Source organism: Arthrobacter sp. OAP107 (genome assembly GCF_040546765.1).
Taxonomy (GTDB): domain Bacteria; phylum Actinomycetota; class Actinomycetes; order Actinomycetales; family Micrococcaceae; genus Arthrobacter.
The window spans coordinates 3,433,584-3,459,990 of record NZ_JBEPOK010000001.1; the positions used below are offsets into that span (position 1 = coordinate 3,433,584).

General features: G+C 66.9%; 22 protein-coding genes. 8 read left to right on the top strand and 14 right to left on the bottom strand.

The window, feature by feature from the left end; genetic code table 11:
- Positions 1–231: 231 nt before the first annotated feature.
- Positions 232–1,572 carry a cation:dicarboxylate symporter family transporter gene (locus tag ABIE00_RS15810; RefSeq protein ID WP_354261715.1) on the bottom strand — a complete coding sequence of 447 codons (1,341 nt, stop codon included), beginning with the start codon at positions 1,570–1,572 and terminating at the stop codon, positions 232–234.
- Positions 1,573–1,712: 140 nt separating this feature from the next.
- Between ABIE00_RS15810 and ABIE00_RS15815 the strand changes: the two genes are divergently transcribed.
- Positions 1,713–3,434 (top strand): sensor histidine kinase, encoded by a 1,722-nt coding sequence (locus ABIE00_RS15815; protein ID WP_354261716.1) that lies wholly within the window; start codon positions 1,713–1,715, stop codon positions 3,432–3,434.
- A complete protein-coding gene (locus ABIE00_RS15820; protein WP_331573591.1) occupies positions 3,431–4,144 on the top strand; it encodes a response regulator in 714 nt (237 codons plus the stop codon). Before ABIE00_RS15815 ends, ABIE00_RS15820 begins: the two co-directional genes overlap by 4 nt.
- A gap of 206 nt (positions 4,145–4,350) precedes the next feature.
- Here ABIE00_RS15820 and ABIE00_RS15825 read toward each other — a convergent pair whose 3' ends face one another.
- Positions 4,351–6,090: an HNH endonuclease signature motif containing protein gene (locus tag ABIE00_RS15825; RefSeq protein ID WP_354261717.1), complete on the bottom strand. Its 1,740-nt coding sequence runs from the start codon at positions 6,088–6,090 to the stop codon at positions 4,351–4,353.
- Positions 6,091–6,364: 274 nt separating this feature from the next.
- Between ABIE00_RS15825 and ABIE00_RS15830 the strand changes: the two genes are divergently transcribed.
- From ABIE00_RS15830 to ABIE00_RS15845, 4 genes are all read left to right on the top strand, one after another.
- The gene (locus ABIE00_RS15830; RefSeq protein WP_354261718.1) at positions 6,365–7,021 is read left to right on the top strand and encodes a GntR family transcriptional regulator; all 657 of its coding nucleotides are present in this window, start codon (positions 6,365–6,367) and stop codon (positions 7,019–7,021) included.
- Entirely contained in the window at positions 7,014–8,534 is a 1,521-nt protein-coding gene (locus ABIE00_RS15835) for an MmgE/PrpD family protein (RefSeq protein WP_354261719.1), read from the top strand. Before ABIE00_RS15830 ends, ABIE00_RS15835 begins: the two co-directional genes overlap by 8 nt.
- Complete coding sequence (gene prpB, locus ABIE00_RS15840) at positions 8,535–9,440, top strand: methylisocitrate lyase (protein ID WP_354261720.1); 906 nt, start codon at positions 8,535–8,537, stop codon at positions 9,438–9,440.
- A gap of 70 nt (positions 9,441–9,510) precedes the next feature.
- Positions 9,511–10,650: a bifunctional 2-methylcitrate synthase/citrate synthase gene (locus ABIE00_RS15845; protein WP_354261721.1), complete on the top strand. Its 1,140-nt coding sequence runs from the start codon at positions 9,511–9,513 to the stop codon at positions 10,648–10,650.
- Between the two features lie 93 nt (positions 10,651–10,743).
- Here ABIE00_RS15845 and ABIE00_RS15850 read toward each other — a convergent pair whose 3' ends face one another.
- The 12 genes from ABIE00_RS15850 to ABIE00_RS15905 form a co-directional block, all read right to left on the bottom strand.
- Positions 10,744–12,264 carry a hypothetical protein gene (locus ABIE00_RS15850; RefSeq protein ID WP_354261722.1) on the bottom strand — a complete coding sequence of 507 codons (1,521 nt, stop codon included), beginning with the start codon at positions 12,262–12,264 and terminating at the stop codon, positions 10,744–10,746.
- A gap of 1 nt (position 12,265) precedes the next feature.
- Positions 12,266–12,790, bottom strand: a complete 525-nt coding sequence (locus ABIE00_RS15855) for an RNA polymerase sigma factor (protein ID WP_354261723.1) — start codon at positions 12,788–12,790, stop codon at positions 12,266–12,268.
- A gap of 74 nt (positions 12,791–12,864) precedes the next feature.
- Positions 12,865–13,356: an 8-oxo-dGTP diphosphatase gene (locus tag ABIE00_RS15860; RefSeq protein ID WP_354261724.1), complete on the bottom strand. Its 492-nt coding sequence runs from the start codon at positions 13,354–13,356 to the stop codon at positions 12,865–12,867.
- Between the two features lie 72 nt (positions 13,357–13,428).
- Entirely contained in the window at positions 13,429–14,457 is a 1,029-nt protein-coding gene (gene xerD, locus ABIE00_RS15865) for a site-specific tyrosine recombinase XerD (protein WP_354261725.1), read from the bottom strand.
- Positions 14,457–15,119 carry an NUDIX domain-containing protein gene (locus tag ABIE00_RS15870; protein ID WP_354261726.1) on the bottom strand — a complete coding sequence of 221 codons (663 nt, stop codon included), beginning with the start codon at positions 15,117–15,119 and terminating at the stop codon, positions 14,457–14,459. The genes xerD and ABIE00_RS15870 overlap by 1 nt, the downstream gene beginning before the upstream one ends.
- 48 nt (positions 15,120–15,167) lie before the next feature.
- The gene (gene pyrG / locus ABIE00_RS15875; protein ID WP_354261727.1) at positions 15,168–16,928 is read right to left on the bottom strand and encodes a CTP synthase; all 1,761 of its coding nucleotides are present in this window, start codon (positions 16,926–16,928) and stop codon (positions 15,168–15,170) included.
- A 136-nt stretch (positions 16,929–17,064) separates the two neighbouring features.
- Positions 17,065–18,804, bottom strand: a complete 1,740-nt coding sequence (gene recN / locus ABIE00_RS15880) for a DNA repair protein RecN (protein ID WP_354261728.1) — start codon at positions 18,802–18,804, stop codon at positions 17,065–17,067.
- 3 nt (positions 18,805–18,807) lie between these two features.
- Positions 18,808–19,833, bottom strand: a complete 1,026-nt coding sequence (locus tag ABIE00_RS15885) for an NAD kinase (RefSeq protein WP_354261729.1) — start codon at positions 19,831–19,833, stop codon at positions 18,808–18,810.
- A gap of 13 nt (positions 19,834–19,846) precedes the next feature.
- Complete coding sequence (locus ABIE00_RS15890) at positions 19,847–20,659, bottom strand: TlyA family RNA methyltransferase (RefSeq protein WP_354261730.1); 813 nt, start codon at positions 20,657–20,659, stop codon at positions 19,847–19,849.
- Positions 20,660–20,661: 2 nt separating this feature from the next.
- Positions 20,662–20,985: a hypothetical protein gene (locus tag ABIE00_RS15895; RefSeq protein WP_354261731.1), complete on the bottom strand. Its 324-nt coding sequence runs from the start codon at positions 20,983–20,985 to the stop codon at positions 20,662–20,664.
- Between the two features lie 9 nt (positions 20,986–20,994).
- Positions 20,995–21,987, bottom strand: coding sequence for an HAD-IIA family hydrolase (locus tag ABIE00_RS15900; protein WP_354261732.1), 993 nt, complete (start codon positions 21,985–21,987; stop codon positions 20,995–20,997).
- A 6-nt stretch (positions 21,988–21,993) separates the two neighbouring features.
- Positions 21,994–22,863 carry a hypothetical protein gene (locus ABIE00_RS15905; RefSeq protein ID WP_354261733.1) on the bottom strand — a complete coding sequence of 290 codons (870 nt, stop codon included), beginning with the start codon at positions 22,861–22,863 and terminating at the stop codon, positions 21,994–21,996.
- Between ABIE00_RS15905 and ABIE00_RS15910 the strand changes: the two genes are divergently transcribed.
- Entirely contained in the window at positions 22,816–24,045 is a 1,230-nt protein-coding gene (locus ABIE00_RS15910; protein ID WP_354261734.1) for a hypothetical protein, read from the top strand. The genes ABIE00_RS15905 and ABIE00_RS15910 overlap by 48 nt on opposite strands.
- A 310-nt stretch (positions 24,046–24,355) precedes the next feature.
- Positions 24,356–26,278, top strand: a complete 1,923-nt coding sequence (locus ABIE00_RS15915) for a bifunctional copper resistance protein CopD/cytochrome c oxidase assembly protein (RefSeq protein WP_354261735.1) — start codon at positions 24,356–24,358, stop codon at positions 26,276–26,278.
- Positions 26,279–26,407: the final 129 nt, after the last annotated feature.

The following is a 26,407-nucleotide window of genomic DNA, read 5'->3' on the forward strand; positions in this document are numbered from 1 at the left end:
ATCAATCCACACTTTCGATGACGGTGATTTTCTGCCGCTGTCTGCCAGCGCCCCTGCTACTTCCATCCCAAGGCTACAGCGCCCGACACGGCAATCCATGGACCTTGACTTTTGATGGCGGTTGAGCCTTTACCTTGTACCTGAGGTCGAAGGTTGGTGTTGGGGCGGCAAGAAAACCGCCCGCACAGGCGGGGCCTGTGCGGGCGGTAATGGCTGTACTGACGTCGGGCCTTAGGCTCTGGCCTCCACGGCGGGTTCAGGCGTTGCCAGCCTGCCGTGCTGGTGCGCCTCCATTGTCCGCTCGTCGAATGGAGCCTCGCCGGAGAGCACCCGGTTGACCTGTTCGCCGTCGACCTCCTTGACCCAGGTGCCGACCAGCAGGGTGGCGACGGCGTTGCCGGTGAAGTTGGTCAGTGCACGGGCCTCCGACATGAAGCGGTCGATGCCCACGATCATGCCCACGCCGCCCAGCAGCGCCGGCTGGTGGGCCTGCAGGCCGGCGGCCAGTGTGGCCAGTCCGGCGCCGGTAACGCCGGCCGCGCCCTTGGAGGCGATGATCATGAAGACCAGCAGGGAGATCTGCGCGCCCAGGTCCAGCGGTGTTCCCATGGCGTTGGCTACGAAGAGTGACGCCATGGTCAGGTAGATGGCCGTGCCGTCCAGGTTGAAGGAGTAGCCGGTGGGGACCGTCACGCCGACAACCGGCTTGGAAACGCCCAGGTGCTCCATCTTGGCGATGAGGCGCGGCAGTGCGGCTTCCGAGGACGACGTCGAGAAGATCAGCAGATATTCACGGGCCAGGTACCTCATGAGCTTGAAGATGTTCACGCCCGTGACCACCTGCAGCAGGCCGCCGAGAATAACGACGATGAACAGCGCACACGTGATGTAGAACGCGATCATCAGGGTGAACATGCTGATGATGGCCTGGAAGCCGGTGGCGCCGACTACCGCGGCGATGGCGCCGAAGGCACCCACGGGGGCAAGCCACATGATCATGATCAGGATGCGGAACACCAGGGCCTGGCCGTAGCCGATCGCCTTCAGGATCGGCGCGCCCTGCGGGCCCATCTTCTGGAGCGCGAAGCCGACGAGGATGGCGGCGAGCAGGGTGGGAAGCACCGGAATGTCCCCGGGAATAATGCCCAGCAGGAAGTCGACGGTGCTGTCCGTGGCGGCCTTCTTGTTGGGGTCGTACGGTGCGAGCTCCAGCCCTTCACCCGGGTGGATGATGTTGCCGACGACGAGGCCGATTGCCAGTGCGAACGTGGACATCACGATGAAGTAGCCAAGTGCCAGCCCGCCGACCTTGCCGACGGTGGCGGCCTTGGCGATGGAGCCGATGCCCAGCACGATGGTGCAGAAGATAACGGGGCCGATCATCATCTTGATCAGCTTGATGAAGCCGTCACCGAGGGGCTTAAGTGATTTTCCGACCTCGGGGAACAGCAGTCCCACCAGGGCTCCGAGAATGACCGCGGCGATAACCGCCATGTACAGGTAATGGGACTTGTCGAGACCCTTACGCCCGGCTTTAGCCGGCGTTGCCGACTCTCCTCGTTGAGAAGCCATCTTGTTTCTCCTTATGGATAATCTGGAAGACGCTTCGGCACAATCTCTGGGCTCCGCGCGTCGGTCCTTTGTGATTTCCATCATTCGCCACAGAGTGACTTGGCTCACCGTTGCGTTCATATTGGTCATGGGAGGTGTTGATGATCCACCGCTGGAGCATCGCGAGGCGGCTGTTCGTTGCGAACCTGCTGTTCATGCTGGCCCTCACGGCCATTGTCGGGACAGCTGTCTTTGTGGACGCCCGGGACCGTGCCTACGAGGAGGCCGGCCGCCGGATGGGCGCCCTGGCGACGTCCATCGCCGATAACCCGCTGGTCCTGCAGGCCGCCGGCACCGGGAATCCGTCGGCGCAGCTGCAGCCCTACGCGCTGAAGGTCATGGCCGACTCGGGTGCAGACTTCATCACCATCATGGCGCCGGACCGGACGCGGTGGACCCACCCGCTGAACCAGGAGCTAGGCCGCCCCTACATCGGGTCGATCGAGCAGGCACTGCAGGGCCGCGTGTTCACCGAGATCACGGCCGGAACGCTGGGGCCGTCGGTGCGCACGATCGCCCCGGTGAAGGATGCCCGCGGCGGGGTCCGCGCGCTGGTGGCGGCCGGCGTGACCGTCAATACCGTGGACGTGGCCGTGTCCGGCAGGCTGCCGGCGCTGCTGGCTGTATCCGGATCCCTGCTGGCAGGCGGGTCGCTCGCGTCATGGTTTCTTGGCCGCTACCTGCGGCGGGTGACCAGGGGGTGGGGTCCGGAGCAGCTGGCCCAGCTCTTCGCCTACTACGAATCAGTGCTCCATTCGGTCCGGGAAGGTGTTGTGCTGATTGACCCGGCCGGAAGGGTGGTGATCTACAACGACCAGGCGGCGGAACTGCTGGGCCTGGAACCGCGGGAAGCGGAGGACGACCATGCCGCGACCCCCCTGCTCGCCGACCTGCCCCTGGCGCCCAGTCTGAAGGAGCTTTTTGAATCGGGGCGCACGGCCCACGACGAAATCCACCTCACCCATAACGGCGTGCTGGTGGTCAACCAGCGCCCGGCGGTGGGACCAGGATCCTCCACCGAACGGCCGCGGGGACCGTTGTTCGGCACCGTTGCCACCATCCGCGACCGCACGGAGATCGAATCCCTGGGCACGGAGCTGGAGAGCATGCGGACACTTTCCGATGCCCTCCGTGCGCAGACCCACGAGCACGCCAACCGGCTGCACACCTTGGTCTCCCTGATGGAGCTCGGCCGGACCGAGGAGGCCCTGGACTTTGCCACGAAGGACCTGGAGCTGAGCCAGCAGCTGACGGACGACGTGATCGGTTCGGTGCAGGAGCCGGTGCTGAGCGCCCTGGTGATGGGCAAGGCGGCGGAAGCGCACGAGCGCGGCGTGGAGCTGGTGGTCGGGGCATCCGGGCCGGCCCTCAGCGGAGAGCTGGCCGTCCAGGACCTCGTCACGGTCCTGGGCAACCTGCTGGACAATGCCATCGACGCCGCCGCCGACGCGCCGGCCCCCAGGCGGGTGGAACTGCTGGTGGACACAGCAAGCGGCGGCCTGAACATCACAGTCCAGGACTCGGGCAAGGGCATTGATCCAACAGCAGTCGACGACGTGTTCCGCTACGGGTACAGCACCAAGGCGGCCGGGCCTTTCGGACGTGGCCTTGGCCTTGCACTGGTGAAACAGGCCGTCCAGCGCCTGGCCGGTACCATGACCATCAGCAACTCCAGCGCCGGCGGGGCGCGCTTCGACATCGCACTCCCCGCCGCTGTCGCTGCCAATGTACTGCCCTCGGACACCATCCCGGCAAGCACATCGCCGTCAAGCACAGCCCCGTCCAACACGGCCACACCGAGTCTCCCGGAGGAGCACACGTGACAGACATCCGAGTCCTCGTCGTCGAGGACGAGCCCGTCGCAGCTGCGGCACACGCCGCCTACGTGGGCAGGGTGGACGGCTTCGCGCTGGCGGGAACGGCTCCGGACGGGCAGTCGGCGCTCCGCATGCTCACCGAGTTCTCCGCGGCCGGCAGCCCGGTGGAGCTGGTTCTGCTGGACATGAACCTGCCGGACCTGCACGGCCTCGACATCGCCCGACGGATGCGCTCCGCCGGGCACTTCGCCGACATCATCGCAATCACAGCCGTTCGGGAACTGGCCATTGTCCGCAGCGCCGTCTCCATCGGCGTCGTGCAGTACCTCATCAAGCCGTTCACGTACGCGACGTTCGCGGACAAACTGGAGAGTTATCGGCAGTTCCGCGAGCAGCTTGCGGGACCGGCGGCGGGATCAGCGAAAGCAGCGGCGTCGCAGAGCGACGTGGACCAGGCGTTTGCCAGCCTGCGGGCGCCGTCGGAGCTTCCGCTGCCGAAGGGCCTGGCCCCATCAACGCTCGACGCCGTCCGCGACTTTATCAAGGAACAGCCCGGTGCCGTCTCGGCCACCGAAGTCATGACGGCCCTGGGAATGTCGAGGGTAACCGCCCGCCGCTACCTTGAGTACCTTGCCGACGCTGGAACCGTCTCCCGCACGGCACGGTACGGCGCACCGGGCCGCCCCGAGAACGAATACCGCTGGTCCCGCACCTGATCACCAGCAGGCACTCTGATGCTGTGCACTGATCATCCCCTGGGGCCTGTTCGGGACAGCCATTTAGAGGCCGGCCCGCTTTAGGACAGCCGTGCAGAGGGCGAGCCCGTCAGGCATTCTGACGTTTACACAGGCATGTAGCGCGGACCCCGAAATGGAGAGCAAGCTCCGGAACGAAGAGCAGGTTCCGGAACGGAGACTTGGCCTCAGGCAGCCGTGGGTGAGGACCAGTAGGGCCACGGATCCAAAGGCAGCGGCGGATCCAGGTCGTCGGGCCTGTCCGGCGGCTCCAGCCAGTCCGGCGGCTCCGGCCAGTCCTGAGCAGGTGCTGATCCGGTCGAGTCTCGGCCGCGTGGTGGCTCCGGCCAGTCTTGGCCGGGTGGCAGCTCCTGCCAATCTTGGCCGGGCGGTGGTTCTGGCCAGGTTGGTGGTTCCCAGTCCTGGTATTCGGCCGGGTAGGACCGGCCCGACGGTGAGATCCAGCCCGGTGGGGCGTCCCGGGTGGCGCCGACCGGCTGCCACGCTGTCGAGTGTTTCAGCCTGTGGTGTTTCGGGCAGGGCTGGCCGAGGTTGGTGACGCCGGTGCCGCCGCCGTCGGCCCAGGCGAGGATGTGGTCGGCGTCGTTGTCCAGGGAGTGGTTATTGCAGTTGGGAAATGTGCATTTGGCGTCGCGGAGCCGCAGCCATTGGCGCATCGGTTTGGTCAGCCGGTAGCTGGTGCGCCCGATCTCCAAGGGTGCACCGTCACGCGGGTCGGTGAGGACCCGGAGGAATGAGGTTGCGCCGTCGGCGACGAGCCGGCGGGCCATGGATGGCGGGATCGGCCCGTGCCCGTCGAGTGTGGCCGGTTCCCCGGACAGGCCGAGCAGCGAAAACACCGGAACCGTGACCAGGACCTGCGCCGTCGGGGACGGCACATCACCGACCAAAACGGAACCAGCCGATACCGACCCTGCAGACCCGGCCGACTCGGATCCACTGGACGGGGAAGCCGCGGACGCGAAATCTGCGGAAAGTGATCCACCTGCCGACACAGACCCTGCAGGACCGGCCAGCTCCGACCCTATGCGCCGGTCCCCTTGAGCAGTGCCGCCCACTCCCGGTGCTGCGCCGAGCAGCCATGCAGCGGCAGCATCGACCCGGCGCTGGGTCAGGGTGCGGGTTTCGGCCGGGCCCTGCATGGCACGGGCGGCGGTGGTGGTGCGGTTCCAGATCCCGGCCGCCTGGTCCGCGGGCAGATACGCCGAGAGCCAGGCCATGCCGTCCCGGTCCGGGGCATACTCCAGCCGCCGGTCCTGCACACACCTGTGGTGGCGCTTTTCGATGCTGACCGGATGATGCCGTTCCCGCCAATACCGCGCCTTCGCCCGGAACCTCGCCGGCGTCAGCTCCCCCGCCGGGCAACCCCGCGCATACCCCGGCGCGTCCGGGTCCAAAAAATGCGCCTCAAACGCCGCCGCCGCTTCCGGGCCCAGCCCCTCGGTCTCGTCGCACATGATCCGCCCGTGCTGCCACGACAGCGTCCCTGCCCCGAGCGCGGCCAGCGTCAACGGCAGATCCCGGGTGAGTTTGGCGGATTCGACCAGCAACCATCCCGCCGACCCTTCGCTGACGGTCAGCGCACACGCCACCTCAGCGGTCACCGACATCTGCCGGACGGTGCGGTCCTGCGCGGACGCGCCCGGTGGAGTCATGGCCTCCTCCGCCGCGGCGAACCCGGCGGCGAGGTGCACCTTCACCGCCGCCAGCCGTGCCTCCATCGCAGCCACACCGGCCAGACCCTCCAGGCACGCATCCGCCAGATCCCCCAAAGGATCCACCGCACCAGGCAGCGGACCCGGACCAGCCACCCGCTCCAGCCCAGCCACCCGGTCCAGCCCAGCAGCCAGCGAAAGAGCAGAGGCACCGATGGCCTCCAACGTCTCGGCAACTACTGCGTTATCCATACCCACAGCATGACAGGGGGCTACGACAATATAAGGGCGGAAAGCACACCCACTGCGGACCGGACCAAAAAACTTCTTGAAGGAAAACCGGGTAGCAGATCAGGGCCTTCCCAACGCTCAGAACGCCCTGATCTGCAACCTAGAGGACACAGGCTGACGCGGAGGTTTGTATACATGGCAGATCATCACGCTAAGGAAAAGCGCCGAACATCTAGGCAAACTTCGACTGTGTGTATACACTCAAGGTAATTCAAGCCACGGGAAAGGAGGCGGCATGCGTGCCAGCGACAGGGCCTATGCTGCATTACGCGATGACATCATCGAGTGGCGGCTCCTGCCCGGCACTGTACTCGCCGAAGTGGAGCAGTCCGCCCGCCTCGGTGTCTCAAGGACCCCCCTGCGCGAGGCCCTGAGCCGCCTGACGGCAGAGGGGTTGACGGCGGCGGGCGGCCGCGGCGTCGTGGTCACCGATATCTCCCTGGACGACATCGACGAGCTGTTTGAGCTCCGCGAAACCCTCGAGGGGAAGGCTGCCGCGCTGGCAGCCCAGCGCGGCGATGCCGCCGTCTTCCGGAAGCTGCAGGAAGAACTGCTGGACGCGCCAGCGCTTCTGAACTCCCCTGACCCTGTACGGCACGACTACTACGAGCTCGTCGGCCGCCTGGATGCCGCCATTGACGCGGCGATCTCCAACTCCTACCTGGCGCAGGCCATGCGAAGCCTGCGCGTCCACCTGGTCCGGGTCCGCAGGCTGGCCGCTGACGATCAGGCCCGGCTCACGGCCGCCGCAGCGGAACATGCTGCAATCGCCGAAGCGATAGCGGCCGGCAACCCCCGGCTGGCCGAAGCGGCCACCACCGTCCACCTGCACCGCAGCCTTTCCCACGTTAAAGCCGTCCACACATCCGCCCAGAAGGAGTCACATGGTTAAGGAACACCACGTCCGCGTCTATAAGAGCGAGGAAAACCTCCCGCGCGAACAGCAGCTCGCCCATAAGATCGCCGTGGTCGCCGCAGACCCGGTGGAGGTAACGCCCGACGTCACGGACATGGTCATCAACCGCATCATCGACAACGCCTCCGTGGCGATCGCGTCGCTGAACCGGGCCCCGATCGTCGCGGCCCGGGCACAGGCCCTCACGCATGGCCCGTCCAGCGGCGGCAAGGGGGCCAAGGTCTTCGGCATCGGCGAGCGGGTCTCCCCGGAGTGGGCGGCATGGGCCAACGGTGTGGCGGTCCGTGAACTGGATTACCACGACACCTTCCTGGCCGCGGACTACTCGCACCCCGGAGACAACATTCCCCCGATCCTCGCCGTCGCCCAGCACGTCGGTTCCAGCGGCAGGGACCTGATCCGCGGCATCGCCACCGGCTACGAAATCCAGGTAAACCTGGTGAAGGCGATCTGCCTGCACAAGCACAAGATCGACCACGTCGCCCACCTTGGCCCCTCCGCGGCCGCCGGCATCGGCACACTCCTTGGCCTCGATGTCGAAACGATCTTCCAGTCCGTCGGACAGGCCCTGCACACGACCACCGCCACCCGGCAGTCCCGCAAGGGCGAGATCTCCACCTGGAAGGCGCACGCGCCGGCGTTTGCCGGGAAGATGGCGGTCGAGGCGGTGGACAGGTCCATGCGCGGCCAGACCTCCCCCGTTCCCATCTATGAAGGCGAGGACGGCGTGATCGCCTGGCTGCTGGACGGCCCGGACGCCTCCTACATGGTTCCGCTCCCCACGCCCGGTGAGGCCAAGCGCGCCATCCTGGACACTTACACCAAGGAACACTCCGCCGAATACCAGGCCCAGGCCTGGATCGACCTCGCCCGCAAGCTGAACCGGGAGCACCCGGAGGCGACCGATCCGGCGAACGTGAAGTCCGTCCTGATCAAGACCAGCCACCACACCCACTACGTGATCGGCTCGGGCGCCAACGACCCGCAGAAATATGATCCGACGGCCAGCCGGGAGACCCTGGACCACTCCATCCCCTACATCTTCACCGTCGCGCTGCAGGACGGGGCCTGGCACCACGTGGACTCCTACTCCCCCGACCGCGCAGCAAGGCCCGACACGGTGAAGCTGTGGCAGAAGGTCTCCACGGTGGAGGACCCGGAATGGACCCGCCGCTACCACTCCCTGGACATCTCCGAGAAGGCCTTCGGCGGGTCCGTGGAAATCACCCTCACCGACGGCACCGTCATCCGGGACGAGATCGCCGTCGCCGACGCCCACCCCCTCGGCGCCCGCCCGTTCACCCGCGAGCAGTACGTCAACAAGTTCCGCACCCTGGCCGCCGGGCTGGTAACGGAGGATGAAATCGAAAGGTTCCTTGCCGCCGTCGAACGCCTCCCCGAACTGGCCGCAGGCGAGCTGGACCAGCTGAACATCACCGCGGCGTCGGGCGTCATCGATTTCAGCGCCGCGCCCAAGGGGCTGTTCTAGATGCTGTACTCCACCGCAACCCCGGAACACAAACGCCTCAAGCTGCGGGAGATCCTGGCCTCCGGCACCATCCAGCAGTTCCCCGGGGCGTTCAACCCGCTCTCCGCCCGGCTGATCGAGGAGAAGGGCTTCGCCGGGGTCTACATCTCCGGCGCCGTCCTGGCCAATGACCTTGGCCTGCCGGACATCGGCCTGACCACCCTCACCGAGGTGGCCACAAGGGCCGGACAGATCGCCCGGATGACCGGCCTGCCCTCCATCGTGGACGCCGACACAGGCTTCGGCGAACCCATGAACGTGGCCCGCAGCGTCCAGGAACTCGAAAACGCCGGGCTCGCCGGCTGCCACATCGAGGACCAGTTCAACCCCAAACGCTGCGGCCACCTCGACGGCAAAAACGTCGTGGACCTGGACACCGCCACCAAGCGGATCAGGGCCGCGGCCGACGCGAGGAGGGACCCGAACTTCCTCATCATGGCCCGCACCGACATCCGCGCGGTCGAAGGCCTCCAAGCAGCAAAAGACCGGGCAAAGGCCCTCGTCGAAGCCGGTGCCGATGCGATCTTCCCGGAAGCCATGGCCTCACTGGAGGAATTCCAGGCCATCCGGGACGCCGTGGACGTGCCGATCCTGGCCAACATGACCGAGTTCGGCAAGAGCGACCTCTTTACCGTCGACCAGCTGCAGAATGTGGGCGTGAACATGGTGATATATCCGGTGACCCTGCTCCGTAGTGCCATGGGGGCAGCGGAGCGTACGCTGGACTCAATTAAGGCCGACGGAACGCAGGAGGCACAGGTAGGAAGCATGCTGACGCGCGCGCGGCTGTACGACCTGGTGGATTACGAGGCCTACAACCGCTTTGACACCGGCGTCTTCAACTTCCGGATCCCCGGAACAGACTGACGCCCAAATCCCCGCAGGACCACCGGCCCTTCCGGCCGGTAACCGGACGCAAGGAACGAAGGAGTTCAGCATGGCTGAAGAAGAGATCAAGAAGGGCCTCGATGGCGTCGTGGTGGACTACACCGCAGTCTCGAAGGTCAATCCCGACACGAACTCACTGCTGTACCGCGGCTACCCCGTCCAGGAGCTCGCGGCACGGTGCAGCTTCGAAGAGGTCGCCTACCTTCTGTGGAACGGCGAGCTGCCTACCCAGGAGGAGCTGGCTGAGTTTACGGCCCGCGAGCGCGCCGGAAGGGCTCTGGATCCTGTGGTCAAGCAGGTGATTGATGCCCTGCCGACGACGGCGCACCCGATGGATGTCTGCCGCACCGCCGCATCGGTGATGGGCGCCCGCCACGAGCTCGCGGAGGATTCCTCCCGGGATGCCAACATGGCCAAGGCAACTGACCTGTTTGCTGCGATGCCGGCCGTGGTGGCATATGACCAGCGTCGCCGGCGCGGGCAGGAGCCTGTGGAGCCGAGGGATGACCTGGGCTACGCCGCCAACTTCCTCTGGATGACGTTCGGAGAGGAGGCCGTCGCGGAAGTGGTGGAGGCCTTCAACGTCTCCATGATTCTTTACGCGGAGCACTCCTTCAACGCCTCCACATTCGCCGGGCGTGTCATCATGTCCACGCTGTCCGACCTCCATTCGGCGGTGACCGGCGCGATCGGCGCACTCAAGGGACCACTGCACGGCGGAGCCAATGAAGCCGTCATGCACACCTTCGACGAGATCGGAATCAGGCCCGAGGAATCGCTCGAGGAAGCCGCCGACCGCGCCAAGGCCTGGATGGAGAACGCCCTGGCCCAAAAGAAGAAGGTCATGGGCTTCGGCCACCGGGTCTACAAGCACGGTGATTCCCGCGTGCCCACCATGAAGGCGGCCCTCGACAAGATGATCGCCCACTTCGGCCGGCCTGAACTGCTGGGTCTGTACAACGGGCTCGAATCGGCCATGGATGAGGCCAAGGGCATCAAGCCGAATCTCGACTACCCGGCCGGCCCCACGTACCACCTCATGGGCTTCGACACGAACATGTTCACGCCGCTCTTCGTCGCCAGCCGGATCACGGGCTGGACAGCCCACTTCATGGAGCAGCTGAACGCGAATTCGCTCATCCGCCCGCTGAGTGCTTACAACGGCCCGGACGAACGGCACGTGCCGTAGTCGGTCGCCTGTAACGCGTACGACGCCGGGCCGGCCACCTTTGTGGGGTGGCCGGCCCGGCGTCGTTTATCGCAGTGTCCTCTAATTCAGGGCTCAGGAGTTGATCTTCAGGCTTTGGATCATGGCCTTCAGTTTCCTGTACTCCGGAGTCTCCATGTACGCCCTGGCCTCGGCCATGGTTGCGAATGTCGGCTCTGCGGCGTCCTGCACTGCCCGGTCCGCGAAGGATAATATGCCCCGCGGCGTTCCCGTCACCACCGTGTACATCAGGCAGCTGTCCTGTGTTCCTCCGCTTGTTTTGTCCACCAGCCCCAACTGGTAGCTGAATCCCTTGCCCAGTGAGGTCTTGTCCATCACCCGGTAGGAGAACCGCACCCCGCGCTCCACCGTCCAAGCGGCACCGAGCGACGACGAGGCAGTGTCCAGTTCGGTGATTTCGTAGTTGCCGCTTGTGCACGCACCCCCAAGGCCGCCGGCGGCGCCGTGCTGGAAATCCGCTACCGTCTTTCCGGTCTCGTCGGTCACCCTAATTCCGGAGCCCGGGTAGTCAGGAGTTCCGACGGGGACATCCTTCGCGGCCCAGCCTTCGGGGAGAACGAAGCTGGCCTGCCCGTCCTGGCTGACAAACCGCTGGCTGACTGCCGATTTCGCCGGCTGCAGGGCCAGGGAAATTAGCATGCGTTTGACGTCCTGGTACTCCCGCGTCTTCATGTAAGCCTTGGCCTGGGCAACCGAGTCAAACGTGAGTGGAGCGTCCTGACCGTCGGACGTGAGCCACACGGTATCGCCAAACTGCGCGAACGGGACGTTGTCGGGGCCGAGGATGCCGTTATACAAACCGCACGTCGTGGGCTGCGGAGCCAAATCTCCATCAGCCAGGGCGAGGGACCCATAGACCTTGTCTCCCTGGATCACACGGAAGACAAAGGCCGACGGACCCTGAGGGTGTTCCCTGAGCTTGGCGGGTTTCTGCGGAATGTCGACAACCACGGAGTCGAGGGTCTGGTACGGCTTCGGCGCCGGGCACACCGGGCCACCCGTGACGTCGTAGACCAAGCCCAGCGTGGACATAGTCTTGCCGGCCGCATTCTTCACTTCGACGATGTTGTAGGCGCCGCCGTCGATGGTTTGCGGCATCTGGGACACGGTCCACCCCAGCGGGTGTTCGAAGGTAGCCTGGCCAGTGGCATCCGTGAAGGTGGTCCAGGTAACCGCGGCGGCGGTGGGCGTTGGAGTCGGCGTCGGCGTTGGCGTTGCTGTCGCCTTCCGCGTCGCGGCGGGCGTAGCCGTCGGACTTGGTGTGGCCGGCGAAGTGGATTCAGACGGCGACGGCACAACGGTGCCCGCGGGTTCAGGAGCCGATACCAGCGGACCAAGGTTCGTTGCCACCAGCACACCGGCGGTCACCGCTGCCGCAGCCAAGGCCAGCACCCCGGCAACGCGCGCCCGCCGCCGTTTCCGGTCCTCGAACCGCAGTACGTTCGCCGGCAGGCTGTCCGTGAACAGCGGGGCCTCGGTGGTAACCCGCCGAAGGGCCGCATCGGCGTCGGGCAGCGCGGCAGGATCATTGCGGAGCGGGTCTGACCCCGAAATCAGGTTCTTGATCGGATCCATCTCATGCACCCATCTTCTGTGTGACGGAGTTGTGTTTGCTCGCCCCCGGGGTCACCGGCATTTGCTTGCGGAAGGCGGCCCGGGCACGGTGCAGGCGGACCTTGGCAGCAGCTTCGCTGCACTGCAGAACGCCGGCGATCTCCGCCACGCTCAGCTCGTCCCAGTAGGCCAACTGCAGGATGTCGCGCTCACTCTCACGCAGCGCGGCCATCGCGTCGTGGACCAGGAGGTCCCCGGAGTCCGCGCCGGAGCGAAGCTCGGCCGACGAGCGGAGTTTTGCCTGCAGGGCCACGAGCCGGTCGCGGCTCCGGTACGCATTTCCGATGAGGTTCCGGGCCACTGTCAACAGCCAGGCGATATCCGGGTGCGGCGGGTCTTGCCATTTTTGCCAGGCGACGCGGAACACGTCCGCGGCGAGCTCTTCAGCGAGCTCGGGCGACTCCACCCGCCGCCGCACATATCTGTAAACCCGCGGATAGCTGTCCCTGTGAACGGCGACGAACGCCCGTTCGCGTTCCGAATCCACACATCCCCCAAACGTGAGAAGTTCTGTCCTGACCAGGCAGGCTAACCGTATAGTTTCCGGGAGGAAACGGGCGGTTACACGGCCCGGAAAGAATATTCGGCGGACGCCACTGTCTCGTTGTCCTCATTCAGGGTGATGACGGCGTCGACCACGTTCCCGGCCAGCGCCAGCGGCAGCCAGTGCTCCGCATCCTGCCACATGCGCTCCAGCGGAAGGGCAGAAACCAAAAACCACTCCGGGATGATCTCGGAACTCTCCACCGGTTCGCCGGCCCACAGGCGGGTGGTGAACAGGCGGGTGGACATGTCCCAGTCCGGCCGGGCGGGGAAAACGAACTCCACCTTTCCCGCATCGAACAGGTCCTCCTCACGGACCACGACGCCGGCCTCCTCCAGCACCTCCCGGCATGCCGCCTGGGCATCGGTTTCGCCGGCCTCCACGTGGCCGCCGAGTCCGACGATCTTGCCGGTTCCGAAGCCGGTCCTCTTCAGGCCCAGCAGCACCTCAAGCCCAACCTCCACGCGTTCCCGTAGCAGGAAGCAGAGGGTGACGGGCACGGAAGTCATGCAGACCAGCCTAGCGGTGCCTGCGCTGTCCGGAGGGCTATACGCGGGCCGGATTACCCCAAAGCCCGGAGATTATCCCAGCGCCCGAGGGTGCGCCGCCGCGTAAACTTCCCGCAGCGTGTCGGCGGTGACGAGGGTGTACACCTGCGTGGTGGTCACCGAGGCGTGCCCCAGCAGTTCCTGGACCACGCGGACGTCCGCGCCGCCTTCGAGCAGGTGGGTGGCGAAGGAGTGCCTGAGCGTGTGCGGGGAAACGTCCTTAGTGATGTTCGCCTTGTCCGCAGCGGCCTTCAGGATGGTCCAGGCGCTCTGCCGGCTGATACGCCCGCCCCTGGCGTTCAGGAACAGCGCAGGGGTGCCCGTGCCTTTCCCGGCAAGCAAGGGCCGCCCCCGGACCAGGTAGGCGTCCAGGGCGCGAGCCGCGAAGGAGCCCAGCGGCACGAGGCGCTCCTTGGAGCCCTTGCCGAACAGCCGCACGATGGCCGGCCCGGATTCAGCGGCCTGTACAGAGAGGTCGTCGACGTCCAAGCCCACGGCTTCACTGATCCGGGCACCGGTGGAGTACAGGAATTCCAGCAGCGCCCGGTCCCGGAGGCCGGTTGCGGTGTCAGTACCGGCGGCTTCCAGGATCCGCGTGACTTCCTCCACGGTGATGGCCTTGGGGAGCCGTTTGCCCGGCATCGGCGGGTGGACATCGCTGGCGGGGTCCGCCGTCGTCGTTCCTTCCAGCGCCCAAAAGCGGTGCAGACCGCGGACGGCCACAACGGTTCGCGCCGCGGACCGTACCCCCAGCGGGGTGCCGCCATCGGCGCCGTCAGACAGTGCCTGCGCAAAGCCGGTCACGTGGTGGCGGGTAATGTCAGCCGGGCTGCTGAGGCCCTGCCCGGCGAGGTAGGCCGAGTATCGCGTGAGGTCGCGGCGGTAGGCGGACAGTGTGTTTGCTGCAAGGCCCCGTTCGACGCCCATGTGCTGGAGGTAGTCGGTCACGCCGCGGTCAATCGCGGTGCGCGGCCGTTCCGGCGGCGCCGTTTCCGCGCCATCTGCCGGCTGGGGTGCCGACGTGGCCTCGGATTCCTCCGGTGCCGCCGTGTCCGCGGACATCAGCGCTGGCTGGGGTGTGCCGGCCAGGGGGCATCGCCCGGCCGTAGTCCGCTGAAGCCGTCCGCTTTCGCGGCGGCGGCAGCAAGGATTCCGACGACGGCCGACGGGTTGTGCAGGCTTCCGTCCAGCACTGCGGCAACGGCGTCCACCAAGGGGATCCAGTGCAGCTCGATTTCCGCCTCTTCGTCCGTGCGGACATGCAGCTCGTGGTGCGGGACCTCGGTGAGTCCGCGGGCGAGGTAAATGCGGATCGCCTCGCTGGAGGATCCGGGCGAGTTGAAGAAGTCCACCAGGACATTCCAGTCGCTGGCGATGAGGTCCGCTTCTTCGGCGAGCTCGCGTGCGGCGCCCACCAGGAAGTCCTCACCCTCGATGTCGAGCAGGCCTGCGGGAATCTCCCACAGGTCCATGCCCACCGGGTGCCGGTACTGCTTGATCAGCAGTACCTCGCCGTCGTCGTTCATGGGGAGCACAGCAACGGCACCGGGGTGTTCGATGTAGTCCCGGACGAGGGGGTCACCCTCGGCGGTCAGCTTAAAGCTGTCGCTGACGACATCCCAGATCCTGCCGTTGTAGACGCGTTCCCGGGAGAGCAGACGGCGCGGGCTCGGCGCATCCGAAACCTGCCGGTCAGCAGGGGTGTTTTCAGATGTACCGGGCATCGCGCCGTCCTTACTCTATGGGTGTTGTGGAATAACTGTGCGGGTGTTCTACTCGGCGGCGGCGGCTTCGCCGGAGGCGGCCGCGGCGGGTTCGAAACCGGTGACGTCGCTTCCGCTCTGGTGGTCCAGGGCAGCCTTCACCAGGCCGGCAAAGAGCGGGTGCGGCCGGGTGGGCCGTGAGCTCAGTTCCGGGTGCGCCTGGGTGGCCACGTAGTAGGGGTGCACCTCGCGGGGCAGCTCCACGTATTCCACCAGCTTGCCGTCCGGGGACGTGCCTGAGAACACCAGGCCCTCGGCGGCAATCTGTTCGCGGTACTTGTTGTTCACCTCGTACCGGTGGCGGTGGCGTTCGCTGACGGTAGTTTTGCCGTAGGTCTCGGCGATGACGGAGCCCTCGTCCAGCTTGGCTTCGTACAGGCCCAGGCGCATGGTGCCGCCGAGGTCGCCGCGGCCCTCGACGAATTCCAGCTGCTCTTCCATGGTGGCGATGACCGGGTACTTGGAGTCCGGCTCGAACTCGCTGGAGGAAGCACCCTCCAGGCCGACCACGTTGCGGGCGTACTCGATGACCATGCACTGCAGGCCAAGGCAGAGGCCCAGCACGGGCAGGCGGGATTCGCGTGCAAACTTCAGCGCGCCCAGCTTGCCTTCCAGGCCGCGGATGCCGAAGCCGCCCGGAACGCAGATCGCGTCGACCCCCTCGAGGGAACGCACCGCGCCCTCGTGCGTTTCACATTCGTCCGACGGCACCCAGCGGATTTTGACCTTGGCGTTGTTGGCGAATCCGCCCGCGCGCAGGGCCTCCGTGACGGAGAGGTAGGCGTCCGGAAGGTCGATGTACTTGCCCACCAGGGCAACCTCGACCTCGTGCTTGGGATTGTGGACGGCTTCGAGGAGCTTGTCCCAGCTGGTCCAGTCCACGTCCTTGAACGGCAGGTCCAGCGCCCGGACGATGTACGAATCCAGGCCCTGGGTGTGCAGGGTCTTGGGGATGTCGTAGATGCTGGGCGCGTCGGCGGCGTTGACCACGGCGTCGATATCGACGTCGCACATGCGGCCGATCTTCTCGCGCATGGCGTCGGGGACTTCGCGGTCCGAACGGATCACGATGGCTTCCGGCTGGATGCCGATGGAGCGGAGGGCGGCCACGGAGTGCTGCGTGGGCTTGGTCTTCAGTTCCTGCGAAGGACCGATGTACGGCACCAGCGAAACGTGGAGGAAGAAGACGTTGGTCCGGCCGATGTCCTGGCGGACCTGGCGTGCGGACTCGAGGAAGGGCTGCGACTCGATGTCGCCGACGGTGCCGCCGATCTCCGTGATGATGACGTCCGGTGCGTTCTTGCCCTCGGAGGGAAGCCGCATCCGGCGCTTGATCTCATCGGTGATGTGCGGGATGACCTGGACGGTGTCCCCGAGGTACTCGCCGCGGCGTTCCTTGGCGATGACCGTGGAGTAGACCTGGCCTGTGGTCACGTTGGCCGAACCCTCGAGGTTCTCGTCGAGGAAACGCTCGTAGTGTCCGATGTCGAGGTCGGTTTCAGCACCGTCGTCTGTGACGAAAACCTCGCCGTGCTGGAAGGGGTTCATCGTGCCCGGATCCACGTTCAGATAGGGATCGAGCTTCTGCATAGTTACTGACAGGCCGCGTGCCCGCAGCAGGTGGCCGAGGCTGGAGGCCGTCAGTCCCTTGCCGAGTGAGGACGCCACACCGCCGGTGACGAAGATGTGCTTGGTCGTCTTGGAGGAGCCCGGGAACCGGGAATTTACACGGGAATTTGATCGCTGCACCACGGAATTCGAGCCTATCATCAAATGAGCCTTCCACGGATCGGGTATGCGGTCCCCAAAGGCCTCAGTTTTCCCTGTCCACGCCCCGTAGGCAATAGTGGAGCCCGCTTGGCCTGCCGGGCCCGGGCCGGTTCAGGTCATGCCCGGGGCCAGCGGCTCAGGCCTGCTGCGGCAGGAGCTTGGCGTCATCCAGAAGCTCCTGGGCGTGCGCCTGGGCGGTTTCGGAGTCTTCCTGGCCTGCCAGCATCCTGGCGAGTTCCCTAACGCGTTCGGCCTCGTCCAGGAGCTGGACGTCGCTGGAGGTGAAACCCTTGGCCGTGGAGCCGTCGGAGCCGCGCACCGAGGTTTTGGTCACACGGATGTGCTGGTCGGCGAACGCCGCGACCTGCGGCAGATGCGTCACCACCAGGACCTGGACGTGGCGGGCCAGCATGGCCAGCCGCCGGCCGATCTCGACGGCGGCACGGCCGCCGACGCCGGCGTCCACCTCATCGAAGACGAACGTTGGCACGGGATCCACCGCGGCCAGCACCACCTCGATTGCCAGCATGACCCTGGAGAGCTCACCGCCGGACGCGCCCTTGCCCAGCGGCCGGGCAGGTGCGCCGGAGTGCGGCTGCAAAAGGAACGAGATCTCGTCCGCGCCGTGGGGTCCCAGCTGGGCTGCGGCCTCGATGGTGATCACCAGGGTGGCGTCCGCCATGGCCAGGGCCTTCAGTTCGGCGCTGACCCGGGCGGAGAGGTCCTTGGCGGCCTTGGCGCGGACCTTGCTGATGGCCGCGGCCTGCTTCTTCAGCTCGGCCGAGGCCCTGGCCACCTCGGCTTCCAGGTTCTCGATCCGGGTGGAGTCGCCCTGCAGTTCATCAAAGCGCGCCCGGGCGTTCTCCGCCCATTCGAGGACCTCGTCGATGCTGGGCGCGTATTTCCGGACCAGCTTGGCCAGGGACGCCCGGCGCTCCTCGATTTCGGCCAGGCGCTCCGGCCCCTCCGAGTCCAGCCCGGCCTGGTAGCTGGCCAGTTCGGTGGCGATGTCGTTGAGCAGGAATCCGACCTCGGCGAGCCGGGCTGCTGCCGATCCGAGTTCCTCGTCGTGCTCAGCCACGTGTTCCAGGGTCCGTTTGGCCGCGTCCACGAGGGACGTGGCGTCGCCGGCCTCGCCGAAGTCCTCGGCAATCAGTGCCTGGTGTGCGGTGGTGGCGGCGATCCGGAGTTCCTCGACGTTGGCCAGCTTCACGGCCTCCGCCTTCAGGGCCTCGTCCTCCCCCGCCTGCGGGTCCACGGCGTCGATCTCCGCCAGCGCGGCTTCCAGGGATTCGGCCTCGCGGAGCCGCTCGCGCTCCGCGCTGCGGAGTGAGTCCAGCTCGGCCTGGCTGGATTTCCAGGAGCTGTAGAGGTCCTGGAATCCGGCGAGCGTCGAGGCCAGCCCGTCCCCGGCAAATTTGTCGAGTGCCTCACGCTGCGCCGCGGCCCCTTTGAGCCGGATCTGGTCAGTCTGCCCGTGCACCACCACGAGCGACTCGCCGATTTCGGCCAGCACCCCCACCGGGGCAGCCCGGCCGCCGAGGAAGGCCCGGCTGCGTCCGCCCGCGCCCAGGCGCCGTGAGAGCAGCAGTTCCGCGCCGCCGTCGAACTCCTCAACCTCGGCCCCGGCGTCCCTGGCGCGTTCCAGGGCGAAGTGCCCGGATTGCAGCTGCACCACCGCTTCGGCAGAGGCGCTCTTGGCGCCGCTGCGCACGGCCCCGGCGTCCGACCGGGCTCCCAGCAGCAGCCCGACGGCGGTGACCACCATGGTCTTGCCGGCACCGGTTTCGCCGGTCACCACGCTGAGCCCGGGGCCCAGCGGGAGCGTGGCGTCGGTGATGACGCCGAGATCGCGGATTCTCAGTTCTTCAAGCATGGTTCACTTTTCAGTCGGAGGATCGGATGCTGCACCGGGTTCGTACGGCTGAAGGCCCGAGGGCGGCGCCATGGTCCGAGGGGTGCGCACGATCGGCACCGGACCGGTGTGGATCTGCTCGGATTGCGGCACGGGCCCGCGCCAGCCGTGGATGGGAAGCTCGAACTTGCGGACCAGCCTGGCCGAGAACGGGGTCTGGTGGGTGCGGGCCAGGCGGACCGGGGTGGTGGACCGGGTGACCTCCACGCGGGCACCGGGAGGCAGGTCCACCGAACGCCTGCCGTCGCACCACAGCACACCGAGGGCGTCTGTCCGGTTGAGGACTTCCACGGCCAGCCGGGACCGGGGCGAGACCACCAGCGGTTTGGCGAAGAGGGCGTGCGCGCTGATGGGCACGATGAGGAGGGCTTCCACCTCGGGCCACACGACGGGGCCGCCGGCAGAGAACGCGTAGGCGGTGGATCCGGTGGGCGTGGCAAGCACCACGCCGTCGCAGCCGAAGGAGGTCAGCGGGCGCTCGTCCACCTCGGTGACCAGTTCGAGCATGCGCTCCCGGTCGCCTTTTTCGATGGCGGCCTCGTTCAGGGCCCACGTGTGCCAGATCTTCTGACCGCGGACCCAGACCTGGACGTCGATGGTCATGCGCTCCTCCACCGTGTACTCACGGCTGGCGATCCATTCGACTGTCTGGGCGAGGTCCGCACGCTCGCTCTCGGCGAGGAAGCCGACGTGGCCGAGGTTCACGCCCAGCAGCGGTACGTCCTCTTCGCGGACAAGCTCGGCCGCCCGCAGGATGGTCCCGTCGCCGCCCAGCACCATGACCAGTTCCACGTCCGGAAGCTGGATGTGGTCGTGGAGGATTTCCACCGGCTGGTCCATGGCGCCGAAGAAGCCCTCCATGTCGGCCAGTTCGGACTTCTGCATGACGGGGATGATGCCGGAGGCGTGGAGCTGGGCGCACGCCTCCCAGGCCGCCTTTAGGGATTCCTCGCGGCCGGTATGGGCTAGTACCAGTACACGCCTGCTCATCGGGTTCCGCTCTCTAGTGGTTCGGCCAGATCTTTCCCAGCAACGCAGCAACGGCTGCATCCCGCTCTTCGATCTTAGGCAAGTCTTCGGACATTCTTTGCGTTATCCACAAGAAGTATTCGACATTTCCGTCCTGGCCCGGCAACGGGCTGGTGGCCAGCCCCCGCAGTTCCAGGCCGGCGTCGAGCGCTGCCCCCGCCACTTTACCGACAGCCAGGCGCCGTTCGCGTTCCGACGTGACCACACCCGTGCGGGCCAGTCGTTCCTTGCCGATCTCGAACTGTGGCTTGACCATCAGGACCAGGTCGCCGCCCGGGGCGGTGCACGCTGCCAGCGGGGCCAGCACCAGCGTCAGGGAGATAAAGGACAGGTCGGCTACCGTGACTTCTGCCCGGCCCCCGATCTGTTCGGGGCCCATGTAGCGGACGTTGAGCCCTTCGTGCACGCTCACGCGCGGATCGCTGCGGAGCTGCGGCACCAGCTGGCCGTGCCCGACGTCGACCGCCACCACGTGCGCGGCGCCCCGCCGCAGCAGGACGTCGGTAAAGCCGCCCGTGGAGGCCCCGGCGTCAAGGCACCGTTTACTGCCGACGGCGACCTCGGGGAAGGCGTCCAGCGCGCCGGCCAGTTTGTGGCCGGCGCGGCTGACGTAAGCGTCCGCCGCATCTTCCGCGACGTTCAGTTCACGGTCGTCGCCCACCTGCAGCGAAGCTTTGGCAAGGACGTCGCCTTCGGAAGACACCTTGCCCTCGGCGATGAGCCGGGCGGCGTGTGTGCGGGACCGCGCCAATCCCCTGCTGACGAGCAGTTGGTCGAGTCTGGGCATGGTCAGGCGGCGCCCGGCTCGTGCCGGGAATCTTGGTGCTCCGGCTTTTCGTGCTGCGGCTCTTCATGCTGCGGCTCTTCATGCTGCGGCTCTTCGTTCAGCGCTTCCAGCAGGGCGTCGTGCATGCCTGCATAGGCTGCCGGGTGCTCCGAAACCCGGAGCCCGGGGACCTCGCGGACCCCGTCCAGGATGGCCAGCACCGCCGGGTCGGCGATGCCGGCACCGTCAGCGCGGCTGCCGGGCAGGGTCAGGTCCGGCCAGGCGGTGTCTGACACTGCGGCATCAGGCACCGGACCGTTCGGCGCATCGTTGTTCAACTCGGGCATGGCACCAGTCTATTGATCCAGCCACTCGAGTTCGGGAGCCGTGGCGACGTCGGCGTCGGGCCGGGCCGCCCACCACGCGGCACACGCCGCGCGCCACGAGTCGAGGTCATCCTTGGGCCCGGAGATGCGGATGGCGTCCCCGGCCACGGTTGCCGAGGCGCTCCCGCAACGGTACGTCCCGCCGTCGTTATCAATTTCCGGATATGCCTCGTACAGGCCGGCCAGGTCCCGGATGATGTAGCCGGGACGCTCCCCGGTCCGGGCCGCCAGCATGGTTTCCAGGGTGTCGATGCCGGTCAGCACGGCCACCGTGGCGAAGCCTGCGCGGTTGCCACCCAGGATGTCGGTGTCGAGGCGGTCGCCCACAACCAGCGGCCGGTCCGAAGAAAGCCGCTTCGCCGCGGCGTGGAACAGTGGGGCCTCCGGCTTGCCGGCGACGAGGGGCTGCCGGCCGGTTGCGGCTGCCACGGCGGCCACGAGGGACCCGTTGCCGGGCGCGGTTCCCCGCGTCTGCGGGAGCGTCATGTCAGTGTTCGTCGCAACCCACAGCACGTCACCGTCCGCCAGGACGAATGATGCTTCGGCGAGGTCCTTCCAGCCGATCGCAGGGTTGAAGCCCTGCACGACGGCCACTGGGTTCTCCTCGGCGCTGTGCACCGGCTTCAGGCCAACAAGCTCGACCTCGTGGGCCAGCGCGGGGCTACCCGTAATCAACACGGCGGCGCCCGGGGAAAGCAGGGACGCCAACAGGTCGGCACCGGCCTGGGAAGAGCTCACCACCTGGTGGTCTTCGGCGGGGGCACCGAGCTCACGCAGGTGGGCCGCCACCTGGGCCGGGGTACGGGAGGCGTTGTTGGTCACGTAACCGAGGCCGACGCCGATCCCATCCAGCCGCTGCAGGGACTCCACAGCTCCGGGGATGGCGTGGGGACCCTTGTAGACCACTCCGTCCAGATCAGCCAGCAGCGCGTCGAACCGCGAAATCAGTTGTGCTCCACTCATCCGCGATCAGTCCTCCGAGCCGTTGTGGCCGTCGGCATGCTCACCGGTGTGCCCGGTCTCGACTTCGCCTTCAGCGTCATCATCCTGCTCGACGGAGTCCTCGTCGGATTCGGCGTCGTCGGGTTCGAAGTAGTCCGCTTCAGCGTCGTCCAGGTTTTCTTCCGCTGCGGCGTCTGACGGCCGCTGCGCTGCAGTTTCCTCCGCGGCGCTGATACCTGGCACCTGGTTGTCTGAAGACTCGCCTTTGTCCTGCGCCGCGGTACCTGCTGCCTGCGCAATCCGCTTCCGGCGTTCGGCCTCTTCCCTGGCTTCCTCTTCCTCGTCCCAGCCGAGGTCGATGATTTCGGGTTCCTCTGCCATGCCCAGGCCCAGTGCTTCTTCGGCCACGACAGCCTGCCGCTGCCACTTCCCGGCTTCGGTTTCGCGGCCGGCGGCGGTCAGTGCGTCAGCATAGGCGCGGAACAGGCGCGGGCTGTAGGAAAAGGCGCGGTTGATGTCCAGCTGCGGGATCTCCAGCTCGGCCACGGCGGCGTCCGGCTGGCCAAGGTCGGCGCGTGCACCGGAGGCGACAATCGCCAGCTCCACCTTGCCGGGCGCGTCGAGGTCCTGGGCCTCCTCGGACCGGACAACGTCCAGGGCACGGTCGGGCCGGCCCAGGCCGCGTTCGCAGTCGGCCATCACAGGCAGGTGGACGTTGGAACCGCTGATCCGCCGGTAAGTGCGGAATTCGCGCAGGGCTTCGCCGTAGTGTCCGGCGGCGTAGGCCGTGAGGCCCACTGCCTCGCGGACAGCGGCCAGGCGCCCGCCGCGGCGGCTGGCGGCAAGGGCATGCTGGAACGCCAGTTCAGGTTCCTCGTCGATGAGCCGCCCGGCCATCACGAGGTGGCGGGCGACCCATTCCGCGCTGTTGGATTCGAGCGTCTTGATCTGGTGCTGCGTGGCCCGGTCGAGTTCCTTGCCCGTGACGTCCTCGTCGATTTCGGGCGAACGCTCACGGTCCGGGCGGTTGGCGCTGCGCAGGTCGCGGGCGTTGGGAACGCGGGCCGGGCGGTCCTCAGCCCTGTCGCGGCCGAACTGGCGGGGGCCGGAGTCGCCACGGTCAAAGCTGCGGGGACCGCGGTCCTGCCGGTCACCGCGGTCCTGCCAGCCGGCGCGGTCTTCGCGGGGTGCACGGTCCTGCCGTTCACCGAAGGGCCTGCGGTTGTCTCCGCCACCAAAGCTGCGGCGGTCGCTCTCGCCGTCGCGGCGCGGACGGTCAGAGAACGGCTTACGGTCACGGTCACCAAACGGCTTGCGCTCGCCACTGCCAAAGCTGCGGCGGTCCCCCTCGCCTTCACGGCGCGGACGGTCGCCAAACGGCCTGCGGTCGTCGCCACCGAACCCGCGGCGGTCACCCTCACCTTCACGGCGCGGACGGTCGCCAAATGGCCTGCGGTCGCCGCCGCCAAAGCTGCGACGCTCGCCGTCGCCCTCCCGGCGCGGACGCTCAGAGAACGGCTTACGGTCACGATCACCAAACGGCTTACGCTCCCCGCCACCAAAACCGCGACGCTCGCCGTCGCCCTCCCGGCGCGGACGCTCAGAGAACGGCTTACGGTCACGATCACCAAACGGCTTACGCTCCCCGCCACCAAAACCGCGACGCTCGCCGTCGCCCTCCCGGCGCGGACGCTCAGAGAACGGCTTACGGTCACGATCACCAAACGGCTTACGCTCCCCGCCACCAAAACCGCGACGCTCGCCGTCGCCCTCCCGGCGCGGACGCTCAGAGAACGGCTTACGGTCACGATCACCAAACGGCTTACGCTCCCCGCCACCAAAACCGCGACGCTCGCCGTCGCCCTCCCGGCGCGGACGGTCAGAGAACGGCTTACGGTCAGGGTCACCGCCGAAACCGCGGCCGTCACGGGCGCGGAAACCCCGCGGATCCCCGCCCGAATTATTGGTCCCCCTAAAAGGGCCCCCCTGCCGCCCCCGGTTGCTTCCCGAGTCTCCCCGGTCATTTCCGCCGCGGTAACTGCCGCCTTTGTGCTCAGCCATGGTGGATTCCTCCTGTAGTGAGCCGACCACTGGCGCGATGTGCAGCCGCTCTTATCCGTGTTTGGTTGTCCTGCGCGACCCGTGGTGAAGCATCCGGTGTCCGCATATCTCTAGCAATTCTAGGTGAGAGCCGGTACCAGCAACTAACGGCGAGGGCCTTCCGCAGGCCGGCGTGTGCATCCTCACAAGGTCGCGGGCCAGTCAATCTGCCGCGGGGCCGGAGCGCCCGTTCGCACCGCCGGGCGTGAGGCTGAGCGCAACAACCCACAGGAAAAATCCAAGGAGGCGTGGCAAGACTGGCTTCCACAGCATTCGCCGAGGGGGAACCATGAAGACATCGCCGACGAAGCCGGTGGCCGCTGCTGCCATGATCCTGAGCTGCGGGCTGCTGGCACTGTTCCTTGCCTACTCAACCGAGGCCGGCAGGGAAGCTGCATTCCTGGACCGGACCGGTGCAGCGGTCATCTGGGGGCTTCCTGTTGCCAAACTTGTTTTCAACGTCGCAGCCGCCGGCACTGTCGGGCCACTTATCCTCGCGCTGTTCGCCCTCCCCCCGAAGGGAAAAGCGTTTTCGAAGGCGCTGGTGATTGCCGGGATCTCCGGTGTGCTCTGGACAGCCGCGGCAGCCGCGATCAGCGTCCTCACCTTCCATTCGCTGGCTAACCTGCCGCTGTTTTCGGAAGGATCGGGGACCATCTTTGTCAGCTTCCTGACCGACGTTGACGCTGGCCGGAGAAGCGCCCTGACAGTAGTGATTACGGCAACCGTGGCGCTCATGTGCTTCGGGGTGCAGAGCCAGCGGGGTATCGCCATCACGGCTGGTCTGGCTACCACGGGGCTGATACCCCTGGCTCTGAACTCCCATGCCGCGGGCGGTGCCGGCCACCCCGACAGCACGGTGTCTGTGGTCATGCACATGGCCGCGGCTGCCGTCTGGATCGGCGGCCTGGCAACGCTTGTCCTGCTTCGGCGGACGCTGGGAACAGAGTTGCTGACCGTGGTCCGGCGTTACTCGACGTTGGCGCTGCTGTCCTTCCTTGCCCTGGCCATCTCGGGTGTGGCGGCTGGTGTGACGAGCCTCGGAACGCTTGACGGGCTGACCACGCAGTACGGCCTGATCCTCGTGGCCAAGACCGCGCTGCTGGGGGTTCTGGGCATGTTCGGGGCATTGCATCGGAGGTGGATCCTCACAAAGCTGGAATCGGTCCCGGGCAGGGCACGCACCACTTTCGCCGCTCTGGCAGTGGCCGAGCTTGCCGTCATGGCAGCCGCATCAGGACTCGCGGCGGCCTTGGCGCGCACCCCGCCACCCACGGTTTCGCAGGCAGCACCCGCCCCCGTTTCCCTGCGCCTGCCGGGCTTTGTGGATATCTTTCTCAGCTGGAAGCCCGACGCCCTGTGGATCTTCCTCTGCGCCGTCGCCGTGTTCCTGTACGCAGCCGGAGTGCAGCGTGTCCGGAACCGGGGCGGGCGTTGGCCGGCCTACCGCGCCAGCTTCTGGTTCGCCGGAGTTGCGCTGTTGTTCATGGTCACCAACGGAGGGCTCCGGTTGTACCAGGAGTACCTGATCAGTGCGCACGTCATGACGCAGATGCTCCTCATGGCCGTCGTTCCGCTCCTGCTGGTGCCCGGTGCGCCGCTGACCTTGGCCAGGCTTGCCGCCACGCCCAGGCAGGATGGGACGATAGGCGGTGCAGAAGCCCTCACCCTTACCCTGCGTCCGGTTGTGAATGCTGCATCGGCTCCCTACATGGCGGCCGCTGGCCTGGCCGCCGTGCTGGCTGCCCTGTACTACACCCCGTTGCTCGAGTATTCGTCACGCACCCAGTTCGGCTACCAGGCCATGGCCCTGTTGGCACTGCTCTCCGGCTGCCTGTTTGCTGCCTCCCTTGCCCGTGCAACCACGGACCGCGGGCCTGGATCGTCGGTGGCCGGCAGGCTCGTCACGATAGGTGCCGTGGCGGCGCTCTATGGGGTACACGGCTGGGCCCTCGCCCAGCAGGCAGACCAGCTGCCGGACGCGCGGCGGCGGGAATGGCTGATCACCGTGGGCCAGCCCTGGGACCAGCCGGTTCTGGCTGTCGTGGAACCCGCGGGCGCGGCCATGTGGGTCATCGCAGCCAGCACGCTTTTCATAGCGGCAGCGGTGGTCCTGTACCGGGCTCGCCGGCGCCGCACCCCGGGTACGGGGCGACGGGTCCGCTCCGCTTCGGAGCGCGCCCACGACCTGGTGATGTCCTCAGAGCCCTGATGGGCACCCTCCCCCAAGAGAGCCTGCCATGGGTGGCTTTCCACCCAAAGAAGGCCGCCGGCAGCCATGTCTCCCTCAAGGTTTCCGCAGGGTAGGTATTACACGCTTCAACTAAATCAATTGGACTTT

What these genes read in the sequence shown, in the direction of transcription:
- ABIE00_RS15810 (WP_354261715.1), bottom strand. Translation starts at nt 1,572, where the DNA reads ATGGCTTCTCAACGAGGAGAGTCGGCAACGCCGGCTAAAGCCGGGCGT.
- ABIE00_RS15815 (WP_354261716.1), top strand. Translation starts at nt 1,713, where the DNA reads ATGATCCACCGCTGGAGCATCGCGAGGCGGCTGTTCGTTGCGAACCTG.
- ABIE00_RS15825 (WP_354261717.1), bottom strand. Translation starts at nt 6,090, where the DNA reads ATGGATAACGCAGTAGTTGCCGAGACGTTGGAGGCCATCGGTGCCTCT.
- ABIE00_RS15830 (WP_354261718.1), top strand. Translation starts at nt 6,365, where the DNA reads ATGCGTGCCAGCGACAGGGCCTATGCTGCATTACGCGATGACATCATC.
- ABIE00_RS15835 (WP_354261719.1), top strand. Translation starts at nt 7,014, where the DNA reads ATGGTTAAGGAACACCACGTCCGCGTCTATAAGAGCGAGGAAAACCTC.
- prpB (WP_354261720.1), top strand. Translation starts at nt 8,535, where the DNA reads ATGCTGTACTCCACCGCAACCCCGGAACACAAACGCCTCAAGCTGCGG.
- ABIE00_RS15845 (WP_354261721.1), top strand. Translation starts at nt 9,511, where the DNA reads ATGGCTGAAGAAGAGATCAAGAAGGGCCTCGATGGCGTCGTGGTGGAC.
- ABIE00_RS15850 (WP_354261722.1), bottom strand. Translation starts at nt 12,264, where the DNA reads ATGGATCCGATCAAGAACCTGATTTCGGGGTCAGACCCGCTCCGCAAT.
- ABIE00_RS15860 (WP_354261724.1), bottom strand. Translation starts at nt 13,356, where the DNA reads ATGACTTCCGTGCCCGTCACCCTCTGCTTCCTGCTACGGGAACGCGTG.
- xerD (WP_354261725.1), bottom strand. Translation starts at nt 14,457, where the DNA reads ATGTCCGCGGACACGGCGGCACCGGAGGAATCCGAGGCCACGTCGGCA.
- ABIE00_RS15870 (WP_354261726.1), bottom strand. Translation starts at nt 15,119, where the DNA reads ATGCCCGGTACATCTGAAAACACCCCTGCTGACCGGCAGGTTTCGGAT.
- pyrG (WP_354261727.1), bottom strand. Translation starts at nt 16,928, where the DNA reads ATGATAGGCTCGAATTCCGTGGTGCAGCGATCAAATTCCCGTGTAAAT.
- recN (WP_354261728.1), bottom strand. Translation starts at nt 18,804, where the DNA reads ATGCTTGAAGAACTGAGAATCCGCGATCTCGGCGTCATCACCGACGCC.
- ABIE00_RS15885 (WP_354261729.1), bottom strand. Translation starts at nt 19,833, where the DNA reads ATGAGCAGGCGTGTACTGGTACTAGCCCATACCGGCCGCGAGGAATCC.
- ABIE00_RS15890 (WP_354261730.1), bottom strand. Translation starts at nt 20,659, where the DNA reads ATGCCCAGACTCGACCAACTGCTCGTCAGCAGGGGATTGGCGCGGTCC.
- ABIE00_RS15895 (WP_354261731.1), bottom strand. Translation starts at nt 20,985, where the DNA reads ATGCCCGAGTTGAACAACGATGCGCCGAACGGTCCGGTGCCTGATGCC.
- ABIE00_RS15900 (WP_354261732.1), bottom strand. Translation starts at nt 21,987, where the DNA reads ATGAGTGGAGCACAACTGATTTCGCGGTTCGACGCGCTGCTGGCTGAT.
- ABIE00_RS15910 (WP_354261734.1), top strand. Translation starts at nt 22,816, where the DNA reads ATGCTGGAACGCCAGTTCAGGTTCCTCGTCGATGAGCCGCCCGGCCAT.
- ABIE00_RS15905 (WP_354261733.1), bottom strand. Translation starts at nt 22,863, where the DNA reads ATGGCCGGGCGGCTCATCGACGAGGAACCTGAACTGGCGTTCCAGCAT.
- ABIE00_RS15915 (WP_354261735.1), top strand. Translation starts at nt 24,356, where the DNA reads ATGAAGACATCGCCGACGAAGCCGGTGGCCGCTGCTGCCATGATCCTG.